Source organism: Nocardia sp. Tas62D01 (assembly GCF_055232035.1).
On record NZ_JBUYUZ010000001.1, the window covers coordinates 863,719 to 878,848 of the forward strand.

16 protein-coding genes are annotated in these 15,130 nt (G+C 66.7%); 8 read left to right on the plus strand and 8 right to left on the minus strand.

All coding sequences use genetic code 11. The features are described from left to right. Window positions 1–70: 70 nt before the first annotated feature. The 3 genes from ACV7NQ_RS04270 to ACV7NQ_RS04280 all read left to right on the plus strand — a co-directional run bounded on the left by ACV7NQ_RS04270 (window position 71) and on the right by ACV7NQ_RS04280 (window position 4,995). The gene (locus tag ACV7NQ_RS04270; RefSeq protein WP_463358417.1) at window positions 71–1,549 is read left to right on the plus strand and encodes an FGGY-family carbohydrate kinase; all 1,479 of its coding nucleotides are present in this window, start codon (window positions 71–73) and stop codon (window positions 1,547–1,549) included. Window positions 1,550–1,605: 56 nt separating this feature from the next. Then, the gene (gene eltD, locus ACV7NQ_RS04275; RefSeq protein ID WP_463358418.1) at window positions 1,606–2,682 is read left to right on the plus strand and encodes an erythritol/L-threitol dehyrogenase; all 1,077 of its coding nucleotides are present in this window, start codon (window positions 1,606–1,608) and stop codon (window positions 2,680–2,682) included. A gap of 714 nt (window positions 2,683–3,396) precedes the next feature. Beyond that, entirely contained in the window at window positions 3,397–4,995 is a 1,599-nt protein-coding gene (locus ACV7NQ_RS04280; protein ID WP_463358419.1) for a serine hydrolase, read from the plus strand. Between the two features lie 106 nt (window positions 4,996–5,101). Here ACV7NQ_RS04280 and ACV7NQ_RS04285 read toward each other — a convergent pair whose 3' ends face one another. Then, window positions 5,102–5,380, minus strand: coding sequence for a hypothetical protein (locus tag ACV7NQ_RS04285; RefSeq protein WP_463358420.1), 279 nt, complete (start codon window positions 5,378–5,380; stop codon window positions 5,102–5,104). 335 nt (window positions 5,381–5,715) lie between these two features. Next, window positions 5,716–6,201, minus strand: a complete 486-nt coding sequence (locus ACV7NQ_RS04290; protein ID WP_463358421.1) for a carboxymuconolactone decarboxylase family protein — start codon at window positions 6,199–6,201, stop codon at window positions 5,716–5,718. 267 nt (window positions 6,202–6,468) lie between these two features. Here ACV7NQ_RS04290 and ACV7NQ_RS04295 point away from each other — a divergent pair, with 267 nt between their 5' ends. After that, window positions 6,469–7,410: an RNA polymerase sigma-70 factor gene (locus tag ACV7NQ_RS04295; protein WP_463358422.1), complete on the plus strand. Its 942-nt coding sequence runs from the start codon at window positions 6,469–6,471 to the stop codon at window positions 7,408–7,410. 131 nt (window positions 7,411–7,541) lie between these two features. Here the strand turns inward: ACV7NQ_RS04295 and ACV7NQ_RS04300 are convergent, their stop codons facing one another. From ACV7NQ_RS04300 to ACV7NQ_RS04315, 4 genes are read right to left on the minus strand one after another with little or no spacing between them, the layout of a single operon-like run. After that, entirely contained in the window at window positions 7,542–8,636 is a 1,095-nt protein-coding gene (locus ACV7NQ_RS04300) for an ABC transporter ATP-binding protein (protein ID WP_463358423.1), read from the minus strand. A gap of 12 nt (window positions 8,637–8,648) precedes the next feature. Beyond that, complete coding sequence (locus tag ACV7NQ_RS04305) at window positions 8,649–9,527, minus strand: carbohydrate ABC transporter permease (RefSeq protein ID WP_463358424.1); 879 nt, start codon at window positions 9,525–9,527, stop codon at window positions 8,649–8,651. Continuing rightward, window positions 9,524–10,369, minus strand: coding sequence for a carbohydrate ABC transporter permease (locus tag ACV7NQ_RS04310; protein WP_463358425.1), 846 nt, complete (start codon window positions 10,367–10,369; stop codon window positions 9,524–9,526). Before ACV7NQ_RS04310 ends, ACV7NQ_RS04305 begins: the two co-directional genes overlap by 4 nt. A 2-nt stretch (window positions 10,370–10,371) precedes the next feature. After that, entirely contained in the window at window positions 10,372–11,667 is a 1,296-nt protein-coding gene (locus tag ACV7NQ_RS04315) for an ABC transporter substrate-binding protein (protein ID WP_463358426.1), read from the minus strand. A gap of 96 nt (window positions 11,668–11,763) precedes the next feature. Between ACV7NQ_RS04315 and ACV7NQ_RS04320 the strand changes: the two genes are divergently transcribed. From ACV7NQ_RS04320 to ACV7NQ_RS04330, 3 genes are all read left to right on the plus strand, one after another. Continuing rightward, window positions 11,764–12,936 (plus strand): ROK family protein, encoded by a 1,173-nt coding sequence (locus ACV7NQ_RS04320; RefSeq protein ID WP_463358427.1) that lies wholly within the window; start codon window positions 11,764–11,766, stop codon window positions 12,934–12,936. Between the two features lie 17 nt (window positions 12,937–12,953). Then, the gene (locus ACV7NQ_RS04325) at window positions 12,954–13,154 is read left to right on the plus strand and encodes a hypothetical protein (protein WP_463358428.1); all 201 of its coding nucleotides are present in this window, start codon (window positions 12,954–12,956) and stop codon (window positions 13,152–13,154) included. A gap of 96 nt (window positions 13,155–13,250) precedes the next feature. Further along, window positions 13,251–13,379, plus strand: a complete 129-nt coding sequence (locus ACV7NQ_RS04330; RefSeq protein WP_463358429.1) for a hypothetical protein — start codon at window positions 13,251–13,253, stop codon at window positions 13,377–13,379. 145 nt (window positions 13,380–13,524) lie between these two features. On the opposite strand, the gene ACV7NQ_RS04335 is transcribed toward ACV7NQ_RS04330, so the two are convergent. Continuing rightward, a complete protein-coding gene (locus ACV7NQ_RS04335) occupies window positions 13,525–13,929 on the minus strand; it encodes a hypothetical protein (protein ID WP_463358430.1) in 405 nt (134 codons plus the stop codon). Window positions 13,930–14,235: 306 nt separating this feature from the next. Here ACV7NQ_RS04335 and ACV7NQ_RS04340 point away from each other — a divergent pair, with 306 nt between their 5' ends. Further along, window positions 14,236–14,439, plus strand: coding sequence for a cold-shock protein (locus tag ACV7NQ_RS04340; protein ID WP_463365533.1), 204 nt, complete (start codon window positions 14,236–14,238; stop codon window positions 14,437–14,439). 63 nt (window positions 14,440–14,502) lie between these two features. On the opposite strand, the gene ACV7NQ_RS04345 is transcribed toward ACV7NQ_RS04340, so the two are convergent. Next, window positions 14,503–15,069 (minus strand): GNAT family N-acetyltransferase, encoded by a 567-nt coding sequence (locus ACV7NQ_RS04345; protein ID WP_463358431.1) that lies wholly within the window; start codon window positions 15,067–15,069, stop codon window positions 14,503–14,505. Window positions 15,070–15,130 lie beyond the last annotated feature (61 nt).

The following is a 15,130-nucleotide window of genomic DNA, read 5'->3' on the forward strand; positions in this document are numbered from 1 at the left end:
GTACTTCGCCGTGATGTCGATTGCTCCGGACCGGCCTGCGGATCGACCCGAAGCGCATACGCTAAGGTCCGTGGATCTGCTTGTTGGTATTGATATGGGGACAGGGAGCAGTAAGGGCGTACTGGTGCGGCCCGATGGGACGGTGGTCGCCGAGCATCAGGTCGGCCATGAGATGTCGTTGCCGCGGCCAGGTTGGGCCGAGGTCGACGCGGTCGGCATGTGGTGGGCCGAGGTGTGCACGATCAGCCGCGCACTGATGGACGCCGTACCGCCTGGGTCCCGGATCGCCGGGATGTGCGTGAGCGGCGTCGGCCCGTGCCTGGTGTTGTGCGACGAGCATCTCGAGCCGGTGCGTCCGGCCATCCTGTACGGCATTGATACTCGGGCATCGGTCGAGATCGCCGAATTCACCGAATTGTTCGGCGCGGAGAAGATCCTCACGCGAGCGGGTAAATCGCTGTCGAGCCAGGCGGTCGGCCCGAAGATCGAATGGGTGCGCAAGAACGAACCGGAGGTGTTCGCCCGTGCGCGCCGCTGGTACGGCTCGAATTCCTTCGTCGTGGCGAAGCTGACCGGCGAATACATCCAGGACCACCACACGGCGAGTCAATGCGACCCGCTGTACTCGATTCGCGACTTCGACTGGAATGCCGAGTGGGCCGGGCGAATTCTGGGCTCGCTGCCGCTGCCCCGGTTGGTGTGGCCCTCGGAGGTGGTTGGTGCGGTGACCGCCGCGGCGGCCGCGCAGACCGGGATCCCGGCCGGTACGCCGGTGGTGGCGGGCACCGTGGACGCTTATGCCGAGGCATTCAGCGTCGGTGTGCGGCATCCCGGTGATCTCATGCTGATGTACGGCTCGACGATGTTCCTGGTGCAGGTGCTGGAGAAGTTTCACACGAACCAGGCACTGTGGACGACGACCGGCGTCCAGGAGGGCACCTTCGCGCTCGCCGCGGGCACCTCGACCGCGGGCAGCCTGACCAATTGGCTGCAAAAGGTCACCGGCGGAGCGCCTTTCGACGAACTGATGGCCGAGGCGTCGGCGGTGCCACCGGGCTCGGAAGGGTTGTTGGTGCTGCCGTACCTGGCCGGCGAACGCACCCCGGTGTTCGATCCGGATGCGCGCGGCGTCGTGGCCGGGCTGACCCTGCGGCATGGGCGCGGTCATCTGTTCCGCGCGGCATACGAGGGGATTTCGTTCGGCATCCGCCAGATTCTCGAGATGTTCGACGATGCCGATTCGCCCGTCATGCGGGCGGTCGGGGTCGGCGGCGGACTGCGCAGCCCCGTGTGGGCGCAGACGCTCAGCGATATCACCGGGTTGACCCAGCTGCTGCCGGAGCAGGCCATCGGCGCGAGCTACGGCGACGGTCTGCTGGCCGCGATCGGCGTGGGAATGGTTGCGCCCGAAACAGATTGGGCGCGCATCACGCGGGAGGTCCCGCCGAATCCGGTGCACCGCGAGCGATACGACGAGCTGTACCAGACATGGCGACAGCTGTATCCTGCGACCCGCGATCAGGTGCATCGGCTGGCCCGGCTCAGCTGACCGTGTAACCTCCGTCGGCTACTGTGATCGGCGACACATAATGGAGGGCAGTAGTGATGACGGAGAAGATGCTGGCGGTGATCTGCCACGGTCCCGAGGACTACCGGCTGGAAGAGGTTCTCGTTCCGGTCCCCGGGCCGGGCGAGGCGCTGGTTCGCGTCGAGGCAGTGGGGATCTGCGCGAGCGACCTGAAGTGCTATCACGGTGCGGCCAAGTTCTGGGGCGACGAGAACCGCCCGGCCTGGGCGGAGACGGGCGTGATTCCGGGCCACGAATTCGTCGGCGAGATCGTGCAGATCGACGCCGAAGGCACCGCCCGCTGGGGTGTCGAGGTCGGCGACCGCGTGGTCTCCGAGCAGATCGTGCCGTGCTGGAAATGCCGCTACTGCCTGCGCGGGCAGTACCACATGTGTAAGCCGCACGACATCTACGGCTTCAAGCGCCGCACGCCGGGTGCGATGGCGAAGTACATGGTCTATCCGGTCGAGGCACTGGTCTACAAGGTGTCCAAGGACCTCCCGCCCGCGCACGCCGCGTTCACCGAACCACTGTCATGCTCACTGCACGCTGTCGAGCGCGCCGGCATCACCTTCGACGATGTCGTGGTTGTCGCAGGCTGCGGTCCGATCGGTCTCGGCATGGTCGCCGGCGCGCGGGCGAAGAACCCCGCGCACGTGATCGCGCTCGACATGGCGCCGGAGAAGTTGGCGTTGGCCAGCGAGTGCGGCGCCGACATCACGATCGACATCCGCAACCAGGATGCCAACGCGATTGTCATGGAACTCACCGACGGCTACGGCGCCGATGTCTACCTGGAGGGCACCGGGCATCCCTCCGCGGTGCCGCAGGGCCTGAATCTGTTGCGCAAGTTGGGAACCTACGTCGAGTACGGCGTCTTCGGCAGTGATGTGACCGTGGACTGGAGCATCATCAGCGACGACAAGGAACTCGACGTGCGCGGCGCGCACCTCGGTCCGCACTGCTGGCCCGCGGCGATCCGGATGCTCGAATCGGGCGTGCTGCCGATGGACAAGATCTGCACACACCAGTTGCCGCTCAGCGACTTTCAGAAGGGCCTGGATTTGGTGGCCAGCGGAACCGAATCGGTCAAGGTTTCGCTGATCCCGTCCTGACCGGCCGAGAAGAAGGTCAATGAGGAACAGACGTATGAGCGGACACCAGTTTTTGCGCCGGGAGATGTTGCGCGCCATGGGTATTGGCGGCGCCGCGGCAGCCGCGCTGCCGGTGATGGCAAAACCGGCTCCGAAGTAGTCCCTTCCCCTGGCAGCCGACACGACCTCCGCGGTCACGGCAAACGCCACCTCGTCCCGTGAACGAATCCGCGCAGCCGGGCGCACGTCGATCAACCACCACCCAGACACCGTGCAGACCAGGAAATCCGGAACATGCTCCGCCCGACCCTCATCCGAGAGACGTATCGCAGCCGCAACGGCTTGGCGGCACGGACAGCGGCATCGGTCGGGGTTGCAGTATCTGGTGAGCACGGGCCGTCACCATGGGTATGAGTCGCTGGCAGAAGCCCGGCTGCTGCTAATGCTGGATTTCGCTGGCGCGGTGACGGATGTGTTATCGCAAGGAAAATCCGCGGACCGGCTCCCGGCCCGCCATCGGCAACGAACCCAGAACCCGTACCGGCGCCGACACCTCACGCCCCACCTAAGAACGTACAAGATCGGCGACGCTCGACGCGGGCATCTGATGCGGCATCGGCTGTTCGACCGAACGGGCTACGGGTTTCCGAGGCGATCTTGACCTTCCGCTGAACTATACGGTCCACTACGCTCGAACTGGGCTTTTGTCGACGATGACAAAACTGGAGGCGGCCGATGCGGAGACGTTGGCGGGTAGTTCCCGGCCTCGCGGTGGTGATCACCGCGGGGCTCGTCGCCGGGTGCGGCTCCGGACCGTCGTCGACGCCGCGATCGACCGAGTCCCTGGCGGGCAGTGCTGCGCCGATGCCGAATCAGGTGGCCGGGGTCTCGATCCCGGACGGACAGATCGATCGGGCCGTGGCCGAACTCGACGATCGCGCGCGGCGACTGTTGTCGTCCTCGGGTGTTCCTGGCATGGCGGTTGCGGTCGTCCATGGCGGAAAGGTGCTGTACAGCAAGGGATTCGGGGTCCGCAATGTCGACACACAGGCGCCGGTGGGGCCTGATACGGTCTTCCAGCTTGCGTCGGTGTCGAAATCCGTCGGCGCGACGGTGGTCGCCCACCAGGTCGGCGCGGGCGTGGTCGCCTGGGACACTCCGGTGCGGCAGCTGTCGCCGTCCTTCGCGCTCAGCGATCCCTATGTCACCGATCATGTGACGGTCGGCGACCTCTATTCGCACCGTTCGGGGCTGCCCGATCACGCGGGCGACCTGCTCGAGGACCTCGGATACGACCGTCAGCAGGTACTCGAGCGGCTGCGAATGCTCCCGCTCGGCCCGTTTCGGGATTCCTACGAATACACCAACTTCGGATTGACCTCGGCGGCGACCGCCGTGGCCGATGCCAGCGGCACCGACTGGGCGGCACTGTCCCAACAGACGATCTACGGTCCGCTCGACATGACTGCGACGAGTTCACGTTTCGCCGACTTCCGCGCCCGCACCGACCGGGCCGACGGTCACGTGCCTGCCGACGGCAAGTACCGGGTCAGCGACCCGCCTCGCCAACCCGACGCACAGTCACCGGCCGGCGGCGTCAGCTCGTCGGTCGACGACATGGCCAAGTGGATGATCATGGTGCTCGGCGACGGGGCCGCCCGCGGTTCGGTGATCGTGCCGCCCGACAGTCTGCTGCCCGCGATCTCCCCGCAGGCGGTGTCCTCGCCGCCACAGGGCCCCGACGCCCGGGCCGGGTTCTACGGGTTCGGCTTCAACGTGAGCGAATCCGCGGCGGGCACGGTCGTCCTCAGCCACTCCGGCGCCTTCAGCCTCGGCGCGGGCACCGCGTTCACTCTCATCCCATCCGCAGACGTCGGCATCGTGACGCTGACCAACGCGGCCCCCATCGGCGTCCCGGAAACGCTGAACGCCGAGTTCGCCGATCTGGTGCAGTTCGGATCGGTCCGCCAGGACTGGGCCGGGTTGTACCGCAAGGCATTCGAGCCCCTCGACGCCCCACAGGGCACCCTCGTCGGCAAGCAGCCGCCCGCCGATCCCGTTCCCGCACAACCGTTACCGACCTATTCCGGCACCTACGACAATCCCTATTACGGCCCAGCGACCGTCGCCGCCGCACTCGACGGCCTGACCTTGACTCTGGGCCCGAACAACACGACCTTCCCGCTGAAACACTGGAACGCCAACACTTTCGTCTTCACCCCACCCGGCGAGAACTCGAACCCCGGCACGATCTCCCAGGCCATCTTCGACGGAAACAACCTCACCCTCGAGTACTACGACAAGGAACACCTTGGCACATTCGGCCGATCGTGAAACATCAACGGCCGCAGCCCATCCGATCCCTATCGCCCGAATCAGTTCCGACAGTGCGCCCCGCCACGCATCACAACAGCCGATCCGTCAGCATCCGCTCATGCCGTTACAGGATGTGTGCTCGTTCAGCGCCCAGCCGTGATCCGACCGATGTTCGACCCTGTTGACGAGGTGGTGTTGAGCAACCGGAGTTCCCTTTACCGACCCGCTTCGACACCTCTGACGCATTGATGGTCTTGACGCTGCCGGCACTGAAGTCTTCGACCCATCGCGCACTAGGCCCAAAGGCGGCTATCTTCTCCTTCGGCATGATCAGCTTGCCACCGCCGCCGAACAGGTAAGCGACGGCAAGTAGTCCGGCAACGATCCACAGGGCGAGGTTCATGAGGTTGCTCCTTGCAGGGTTTGTAGGCGACTGCGGTCTTGAAGATGCTGCCGTCGCGATCCTTGTGACACCCCCACCTACATGACGTACGCCACAAAATGGCTAGCATCAGCCCGATTCCGCACCGGCCACGGAAGCGGCTGGCCGACCGCACTGACCTGCCGATTTTCGTGCATCAGATGCGGTCCATAATCGGCCACCCGGATGGTGGTTATTGCTTGTCCAGCCAGGCCGCCAGTTCCAACCCCGCGTCCGGGGCCGCCGTAGCCGCCTGGGCATGTGCGGGCCCGGCCCGGATCGGATGATCCTGGGCCGAGCCGGGATTCGTCTGCCGATCAGCTCGACATGCTGGCGAACATGCCGGGCTCGTAGGAACCTCCCTGTTGGTGCAGGATCACGCCGAGCCGGTTGGCGGCGTTGATCATGGCGACCAGGGAGACCAGCGCGGCGATCTGGTTGTCGTCGTAGTGTTTGCGCACCTCGGCCCAGGTCTCGTCGGAGACGCCGTGGTGGGCGTCGGCGAGCCGGGTCCCCTCCTCGGTGAGCGCCAGCGCGGCCCGCTCGGCCTCGGTGAACACGGTGGCCTCGCGCCAGGCGGCGACCAGATGGAGCCGGACAGGGGTTTCGCCGGCGGCCGCGGCCTCCTTGGTGTGCATATCGATGCACCACCCGCAGCCGTTGATTTGGCTGGCGCGCAGATTCACCAGTTCTTGGGTGGACTTCGGCAGCGTCGACTGTGCGATCACCAGGCTGAGGTTGGCAAACCGCTTGCTGATCTTGGTGCCGATCTCGTTGGTCAACAGGTTGATACGGGGTTCCATGACTTCGTCCTCACTCGTGGTGTTGCAGTGAACGAACATGAGATGCCGAAGACCCGATCCGTGTGACAGGCGCGGTTACGTGACGTGCGCCACAAGCAGGTGGCTAAGATCGGTGCTATCTGACGGACCGCTGCTCACGACGCTGCCTCGGCGTCACGTGGTTTGGCAGCGGACAACAAGGATTGGCTACCGTCTCGGTGTCACAAAACCGCGGGGCGCGGTGTCTGGTGGGTGACACAGCCGAGAGCGAAGAGACAGGAGCCCCCCATGGCCCGCACGTCGAAGACCGCGCCCGACGATCGCGGCCCGAACAGGAGCCAGGACGACCGCCCGGACCCCGCCACCGCCGCGTTCGTCGCACACCGCAACCTGCTGTTCACCGTCGCCTACGAGATGCTCGGCTCGGCCGCCGACGCCGAAGACGTCCTGCAGGAGACCTGGTTGCGGTGGGCGGGCGTTGATCTCGGCATGGTGCGGGATCAGCGTGCCTACCTGGTCCGGATCACCACCCGCCAGGCGCTCATCCGGCTGCGCACCCTCGGTCGGCGCAAGGAGTCCTACGTCGGGCCCTGGCTGCCCGAGCCGCTGCTGACCGCGCCCGACGTTGCCGAGGACCTCGAGATGGCCGACAGCGTGTCGATGGCGATGCTGCTGGTGCTGGAGACGCTCGCACCGACCGAGCGGGCGGTGTTCGTGCTGCGCGAGGTGTTCGACCTGGCCTACGACGAGATCGCCGAAGCCGTCGACAAGAGCCCGGCCGCGGTCCGCCAGATCATCCACCGGGCACGGGCACACGTCGCCGCCCGCCGACCGCGCGGGGTCGTTTCCCCGGCCGAGACCCGAGACGCGCTCAATGCCTTCCAACGGGCGGTCGAAACGGGCGATATGCAAAACCTGCTCGACATCCTCGCGCCGGACGTCGTCTTCTTGGGCGACGGTGGCGGAATCAAGCAGGCGGTGCCGCGGCCCGTCATGGGGGCCGACAGGGTGGCTCGCTTGCTGGCCGTCGGCTTGGACAGGATCCGCGCCGAGATGTCGGTCGAGCCGGTGCAGGTCAATGGGTCCCCGGCTCTGCTCCTCCGACTCGACGGCGAGGTCGACAGCGTCGTGGCGGTGCGCATCGACGACGGTCTCATCACCGGGCTCTACGCCGTACGCAATCCCGAGAAGCTGTCGCACATGCAGCGCGAGACCGCTCTGCGCCACTAAGCCCAGGGCCTCGGAAACGAACAACACAACCGGCATCTCCATCTGCACGTCGCTGCTCGCGACGGCGTAGCAGGTTCATCTCACAGTGCTGATCCGACTCAGTCAGACAATCCGGAGTGGATAGCCAGGGATTACCGAACCTGCAGCAGCAAACTGGTTTCCGGGTCGTACCAGCGGCAGGCTTCCGGTGGCACGCGCAGGCTCAGCGCGCCGCCCGGCGCGGCCCGGAAGGCCGGCGGCGCTTGAACTTTCACCGTCTGCCCGCTGACGTCGGTGGTCAGCAGGGTCGACGAGCCGAGCGGTTCCAGCACCTGCAGCTCGCCGCGTATCGAGTCGTCTCCTGGACCGTGTCCTTCGCCTGCCTCGATGGCCTCGGGGCGGATGCCGAGCTTGAGCTTCCTGCCGTCGAACGACGACAGTGCCTGGGGCACGGCGAGCGACTGCCCACCGAGGTCGATGCGCGGCCCCGCGTCGCCCACTTCGACCGTGCCGGTGAGGAAGTTCATCGGCGGGCTGCCGAGGAAGCCGCCGACGAATTCCGTTGCGGGGCCGTCGTATACCTCTGTCGGCGGGCCACATTGGACGATCTCTCCGTCGCGCATCACGGCGACACGGTCCCCCAGCGAGAGCGCCTCGACCTGGTCGTGGGTGACGTAGATCGTGGTGGTGCCGAGTTCGCCGACGAGCTTCTTCAGCTCGGCGCGGAACGACAGCCGCAGCAGCGCGTCCAGGTTGGACAGTGGCTCGTCCATGAGCAGCACGTCGGCGTCCATCACGATCGCGCGCGCGACGGCGACCCGCTGTCGTTGCCCGCCGGACAGCTTCGCCGGGTATCGGTCGAGGTACGGCGTCAGCTGTAGCAGCTGCGCGGCCCACTCGACCTTGCGGCGGATCTCGTCGGTGGGCACGCCGTGCACGCGAAGGCCGAAGCCGATGTTGTCGGCGACCTTCTTGTTGGGGAACACGGCATAGGACTGGAACACCATCGAAAGGTTGCGCCGCCGTGGCTCGAGGTAGGTGACGTCCTTGCCGCCGATCACGATCTGTCCGGAGTCCGGCAGCTCCAGCCCGGCGATCATGCGCAGCAGGGTTGTCTTGCCGCAGCCGGACGGTCCGAGCAGCACCATGAACTCGCCGTCCGCGATCTCGAGCGAGACCTCGTCCGTCGCGCGCGTCGTGCCGCCCGGGTACGTCTTCGCCAGGTCCCGGAGAACCACCTCAGCCATCATTAGCCCCTGTCATCTGAGCGTCGTCCCCCACATATTCACGAGGTAGCGCCGCATCACGAAGATGAACACCAGCGCCGGGATGATCAGTGCGAAGCCGCCCGCGAAGCGGTACGCGGTCGACGCCTCGCCGAGGGTGGTGAGCACCTGCGCCGGAAGGGTGCGGTGCCCGAGTGTCACGATCGTCGCGCCGAGGATCTCGTTCCACGACAGGACGAAGGTGAAGATCGACGACGCAGCCAGTCCCGGAAGCGCAAGCGGCACAACGATTCTGCGGGCGGCCTGCCAGCGCGTGCAGCCGAAGACCTGCGCGGCCTCCTCAAGGTCGGTCGGCACCGCGACGAAGATGCTCGCCGTGATGAGCACCGTCGTCGGCAACGCGAGGGTGGTGTGCACGAGGGTGACGGCGAACACCGTGTCGTAGACGCCGAACCGCAGGAACATCGTCGCCAGCGGGACCGAGAGCACCACGATCGGCAAGGCGCGCACGAGAAGAATGAACACCTGGTAGGTGTCCTTACCGCGAAACGCGGTGCGCGCCAAGGCATATCCAGCGGGCGCGCCGACGACGAGGGACCAGAACACCGTATAGATGCCGACGAGCACCGAGTTGCCGAGCGCAGGGATGGTGCCGGTGGCCCGGAAGAACGAGAGCAGCGTCTCGGCGGAGAACTCGCTGGGAATCAACGACTTCGGGAACTCGTTCAGCGCGTCGCGCGACGACACCGCGGCGAGTCCGATGAGGACGATCGGCAGCGCCATGAACAGCGTCACCGCGATGCACGCCACCTGGACCCACACGGCCCGCCGGCGGCGCCTGCGCAGCGGGGCGCGGTCCACGGGTGGCAGCGCGGTCTTCGATGGCGCCGCGCCGGCGCTCGCCTCTGTCATCGCGACCCCTCCGGCTGCCGGACCGTCCGCAGGTAGAACATCGCGGTGCCGAGTGAGATCAACAGCACGACCAGCGAGACCGCGCTGGCGACCGCGGGGTTCTGCAGGTTCGAGTACCACTCGTAGGTCTCGCCGACGAGCAGCGGGAAATCACGCCCGGTGAGCGCCTGCGCGACGGCGAACGCCTGCAGCGCGAGGATCGTGCGCAGGATCAGCGCCACCTGCAGGCTCGGCCCGAGCAGCGGCAGCGTCACGTGCCGCAGCCGCTGCCAGAAATTCGCGCCGAAAACCTGCGCGGCCTCGTCGAAGTCACGCGGGATCATCTGCACGCCCGCGACCACGATCACGAACACCAGCGATGTCGCGCGCCAGATCTCGGCGATCACCACGACGAGCAGCATCGTGCCGGGGTTCCGGTAGTCGAGCCACTGCACGCCGTCTTCCGAAAGGCCCAGCCAGACCAGCAGCGAGTTCAAATAGCCGCGGTTGTTGAAAATCGACAGCCACACCAGACCCGCGGCCAACTCGGAGATCGCGAGCGGCAGGCACCACAGATAGAAGTGGCCGCTGGCGAACCGGGGCCGCGCCTGCATCAGTAGCGCCATGCCGACGGCGAGCACCAACTGGATCGGCACCACGATGACGATCAGCACGAGAGTATTGCGCAGCGCGGTAAAGAAATAGGGATCGTCGAACAGTCGCTGCCAGTTGGCGAGCGTGAAGCCATTGCCGCCACCGAAGGCATCGAGCACGGCCCGCATGAGCGGCCAGCCGAACAGCGCCGCCATCAGTACGATCGAGGGGAGCAAAAGGATCCACGGGGAATTCGTTCGCGAACGCATGACTACCCCACTTTGCAGACGGCGGCGGCGGAATCGGGCGCCCAGCACGGCACCTTCAGGTCCTCGAGGATGGCCTGCAGCACGCCCGCCTGCTGGTCCAATGTGGATCGAATATCGGCTCCGTCGAGCACGATCGAGCGGAAGCTGTCCTTGAACACCTTGCTCACCTCGCCCTCGCGCTGGCCGAGCCCAACCGGCGGCAACGAAAGGATGGCGCCCGGTGCTTGCTGCTGTCGGTGCACGGCGTCGGACTCGAGTTTGACGGCTGGCGGCAGGTTATTCCGGATGGGTGTGTCGACGGAGGGGAAAAAGCCGTTGGAGCGCAGCAGTTCGATCTGGGTTTCCGGTTTGGTGAGCGCGTTGATCGTCCGCTGTGCGAGTTCGGGATCGGTGCTGCCCTTGGGGACCGCGAGGCCCGCGACCACGGCCATGTAGCCGAGGCCGTGCTTGCCGCGCGGCGCGGGCAGCATGCGCCAGTTCTGCGGGTCACGCTCGGGCGCGTGGACCAGGCGTGCGACGTGATCCCACGCCATGCGCACCTCGCCGCTCGCGAGCGGCTCCTGCATGAAGTCGTAGTTCGTACTCGACGACACGCAATTGGCCCACAGCTCGCGGAAGTATTGCCACGCCGTCACGGCCTCGTCCGAACGAAACCTGGTGATCTGGCCGCCGGTGAACGACGGCAGCAGATAGCCCTGTGTGAAGCGATGCAGCAGGCCTTTCGGGCCCGCCGGCAGGCCGAGCATGGGGCGGTTGCCGTTGGCGCGGCGCGCAGCGATGGCCCAGTCGAGGAACTGGTCGTAGGTGAGCGACGTGGCATCGACGCCGGAGGGCAGGTGCTCGAGCGCATCGGCATGCGCGGCGAGAACGTAGCTCGCGGTCGCCCACGGGATGTACCACGTCCGGCCGGTGCCGACCTTCGCGAGTTGGAGGTATGCGGCGGGCCAGCCGCGGTTGCCGAGGTCGCCGAGGAGCCCGGTGAGGTCTTGGAGGTAGCCGTCGGCGAGCGGTGCGATATCACCGTGCAAACCGCCGAGCAGGCCGATCTGCGTCGAGCCCGCCCCGACCTGGCTGCGCACCTGGCTCGAGAACGGGCTGTCCTCGATGGTCACATAGCTGACGCCGGAGGCCGTCTTGGCGAGCAGTCCACGGAAGCGCTCGGCCTCGTCGGCGGGCCGGAACTGCGTGGACAAGAAAATCATGCCGCCGTTTCCGCTGGTGGCGAAGCCGGTGCAGGCCGCGGCGGAGAGCGCGGCCGCGCCGATGCCCGCCGCACGCAGGACCGCTCTACGCGTCATACCGGACGGCGGCATCCATTGCCCCTAGTCGAAAGAACACTGACGTAACTTTTGCGAGATTGGTTAACGTAAGTGGCCCGAAGGAGGGTTGTCAACGTGTCCGCGACCGAATCGACGCAGTCGAGTCCCACCTCGCCGGGGCATGTGCTCGCCATGCTGCGCGCGGCGGGCCCCATGACGCGGTTCGAGTTGCAGGAACGGGTCGGGCTGTCCAGAGTCACCCTGATGGAGCGGCTGGAGGTGCTGCGCAGCCTCGGCCTCGTACGGCAGGCCGGGTACCGGGAGTCGAGTGGCGGCAGGCGGGCCGAGGTGCTCGAGGTCGACGACACCGGTCGGACGGCGCTGGTTGCCGATCTCGGGCAGAGCCACGCGACGCTGGCTGTGGTCGACCTGCGGGGGTCGGTCTTCGCGCGCGAGGACCGCAGGCTGCCCGTAGGGCACCGCCCGCAGGAGATCGTGCCGGTGCTGCGCGACGCGGGACGGAAACTGCTGTGCGGCACCGGACGTGCGGGCACGCTGTGCGCGATGGCGCTTTCGGTGCCGGGGCAGATCGACGACGAGCACGGGTTCACGGTGGCGCCGCCGACCATGCCGGACTGGAACCGCACGCCGCTGCGCGCGCCGCTCGCGGACGAGTTCGGCGTGCCCGTGCTGCTGGAGAACGACGCGAACGCGTTGGCGCTGGGCGACTTCTATGCGCTCGGCCGTCCGGACGCGGCGCTGGTCGGGGTCAAGGTGGGGACCGGTATCGGTGCGGGCGTGGTGATTTCGGGACGCGTCCACCGCGGCGAGAGCGGTTCCGCGGGCGAGATCGGGCATATGCGGATCGAGGGCAGCCAGCAGCGCTGCAGCTGTGGCCGACGCGGGTGTGTCGCGGCGAGCGCGAGCGGGCAGGCGCTGATACGCGACCTGCGCACCGTCGGCGTGCACACGATGGAAGACGTTGTCCGACTGGTCGACGAGGGCAGCGCGGACGTGGTGCGGGCGACGGAGCGGGCCGGGCGGCTCGTCGGGACCGTGCTGGCGGCGATGGTGACGATCGTGAATCCGAGGTACGTGCGTGTGGGCGGAGCGGTGGGGGTGCTGCCGCCGTTCCTCGAGGGACTGCGGCGCACCGTCGAGGCGAACGCGCACCCGAGCGCACTGCGCAACCTCGACATCGGACCGTCACAGTTGGGCGAGAACAGTGCATTCGTTGGGTTGGCCGGGCTGGTTGCCGACGAGATGCTGGCCCCGGCCATGGTGGACGCGATGGCCGCCGCGAGGTAGCCCCGCGGAGGATACCGGTGTCGGTACGCAACGCCAACGTCGGACTGTCCCGCCATCGCCCGAGCCGCGCCCCGTTCATCGGCCATACCGACCGAGAAGTCGAGCACCTCGTTTTCGGGGCCGATCTGATGGGAAGCCTCGACGTCGATACCGAATCCCAGGCGCCGCACACACCCTACGAAGTGTTCACCACGGCGACCGTGCCGGTCCGGCGGTGAGGTCGGGCTCCTCGACCGGCAGCGGCGTGACGAGCACGTCCATTTCGTCACGACGCAGCCCGCCGAACGGGTCAACGAAGGGACGGGGCCGGACACATGCTGCTGACCGCGGGTCTGGTGCTGCTGTTCATCACCATCGGTAAACAGCTTGCCGCCCAACAGGATTCGGCGATCGGACGCGCCGAACATCCTGCGGACGGTCGCGGCGAGCCGGTAAGCATCTGACTCGATTCAGCCGAGTCGCGACCGAAACTCGAACGACGGCGGCTCGCCGGCATCCCGGTGGATGAACTCCTGCTCCCACATCCCGCAAGTGCGCGCAGCAAAGATACGACGGTGCGATTGTGGGATATCCGCAGACCGACCCTGCTCACTGCAGGGTGAGCACCTTCGCCTGGCCGGATACGACGTTGTCGTTCTGATCGACCAGTGCGACCCGCACCTGCACATTCGCACCCGACTGCAACGGCGCCTCGCCGGTGGCTCCCGTCAAGGGGACGGTGGCGAGGTGTTGGGCGCCGTCACAGGTGACGGTGTTCTGGGCGCCGAGGGCGGCGGGATGGTCCGCGTTGGGGTCCCCCGCCATCGCCTGAATGCCTGTCACCCCGGCGGAGGCATCGCAGTTGTAGTTGACTCCGACGCCGCCAGGGGCCGCGCCGGCGATGTCGACAGCGTTGGCGGCGAGAGCGGGACCAGCGGCCAGCACCAAGGCCGCGCCCATCGCTACGAAGACAGTCGCGGTGCGGGCACAGCGCTGACAATTCCGAGTAGTCACCATGGATCTTCGTTCCTCCTGTGTGGCGGAAATGGATCGCTGAACACAACCGGAAGAGAACGCGGCCCTCATCTCACCGCACGTATCCATGGTCCATCTCGCGAGCCGCCCGCGTGGGAGAACCGCCCAGTTTGGCACGTCGCGGCGGTCGAAAAGCGCAGGACGCGGCCGAGGTTGAGGTCGGTTAGCTCACAATCTGCGATATTCGATAGGGGAAACCGCCAGTCCATGACATGGTTGACCAGTGAAATCAAGCTTATCGATGTGATCTGCTTGGCTCATCTACAGAAAAGAATGAAGTACGCAATGACTCAAGGCAGTGTGAAGTGGTTCAACAGCGAAAAAGGCTTCGGCTTTATCGCGCAAGACGGTGGCGGCCCTGACGTCTTCGTTCATTACTCCTCCGTGTCCGGCTCGGGATTCAAGTCCCTCGAAGAGGGGCAGCGCGTGGAGTTCGAGGTCGGCCAGGGACAGAAGGGCCCGCAGGCTCAGGACGTCCGCGCTATCTGATCGACGCAGCTTGGTAAGGCCCCGCGCTCTCTGGGCGCGGGGCCTTCCGCGTTTTCGGGGCAGCTACCGTGCGGAGGCTTGCTTGCCCGCCCACCACTGCGGCGCCAGCACCGACCAGACTTCTATGTCGTGCCGTTCGCCCCGGTGCGGGTAGTACTCCCGCAGTACGCCGTCCTTGGTCATCCCCAACCGCCGGGCCACCGCTATGCTGGCCCGATTACCCGCCGAGACCAGCCACTCCACACGGTGGATGCGACGCTCCTCGATTGCCCAGTCGATGATCACGCGCGCGGCCCTGGTCGCCAGGCCGCGGCCCGCGGCCGCCGGCTCCAGCCAGCAGCCCGCCTCGGCGTTGCCGTGCTCGACGTCCATCGTTCGGAACAGCACGCCGCCGACCAGCTTGCCGTTCACCCAGGTCCCATAGATCCGCCCGGTGTCGGCCGCGGCCTTCTCGGCGTACTGCTGGAGGAACGAGCGGCTCGACTCCAGATCCGTGACGGCATCCGGCAACGCGATATATCGCCCGATGGACTCCCGCCCTCGGTCCATGTGGGCGAGGAACTCCCCGGCCTGCCACGGTTCGAGCGGCCGCAGTTCCGCGCCGTCGTCACCCAGGGAAATCGAGAACATCTGACCTCCGTGGTCGAAGACAGCGCGAACACGATAAGAATCCCCGCACCAGCCGCAGCGA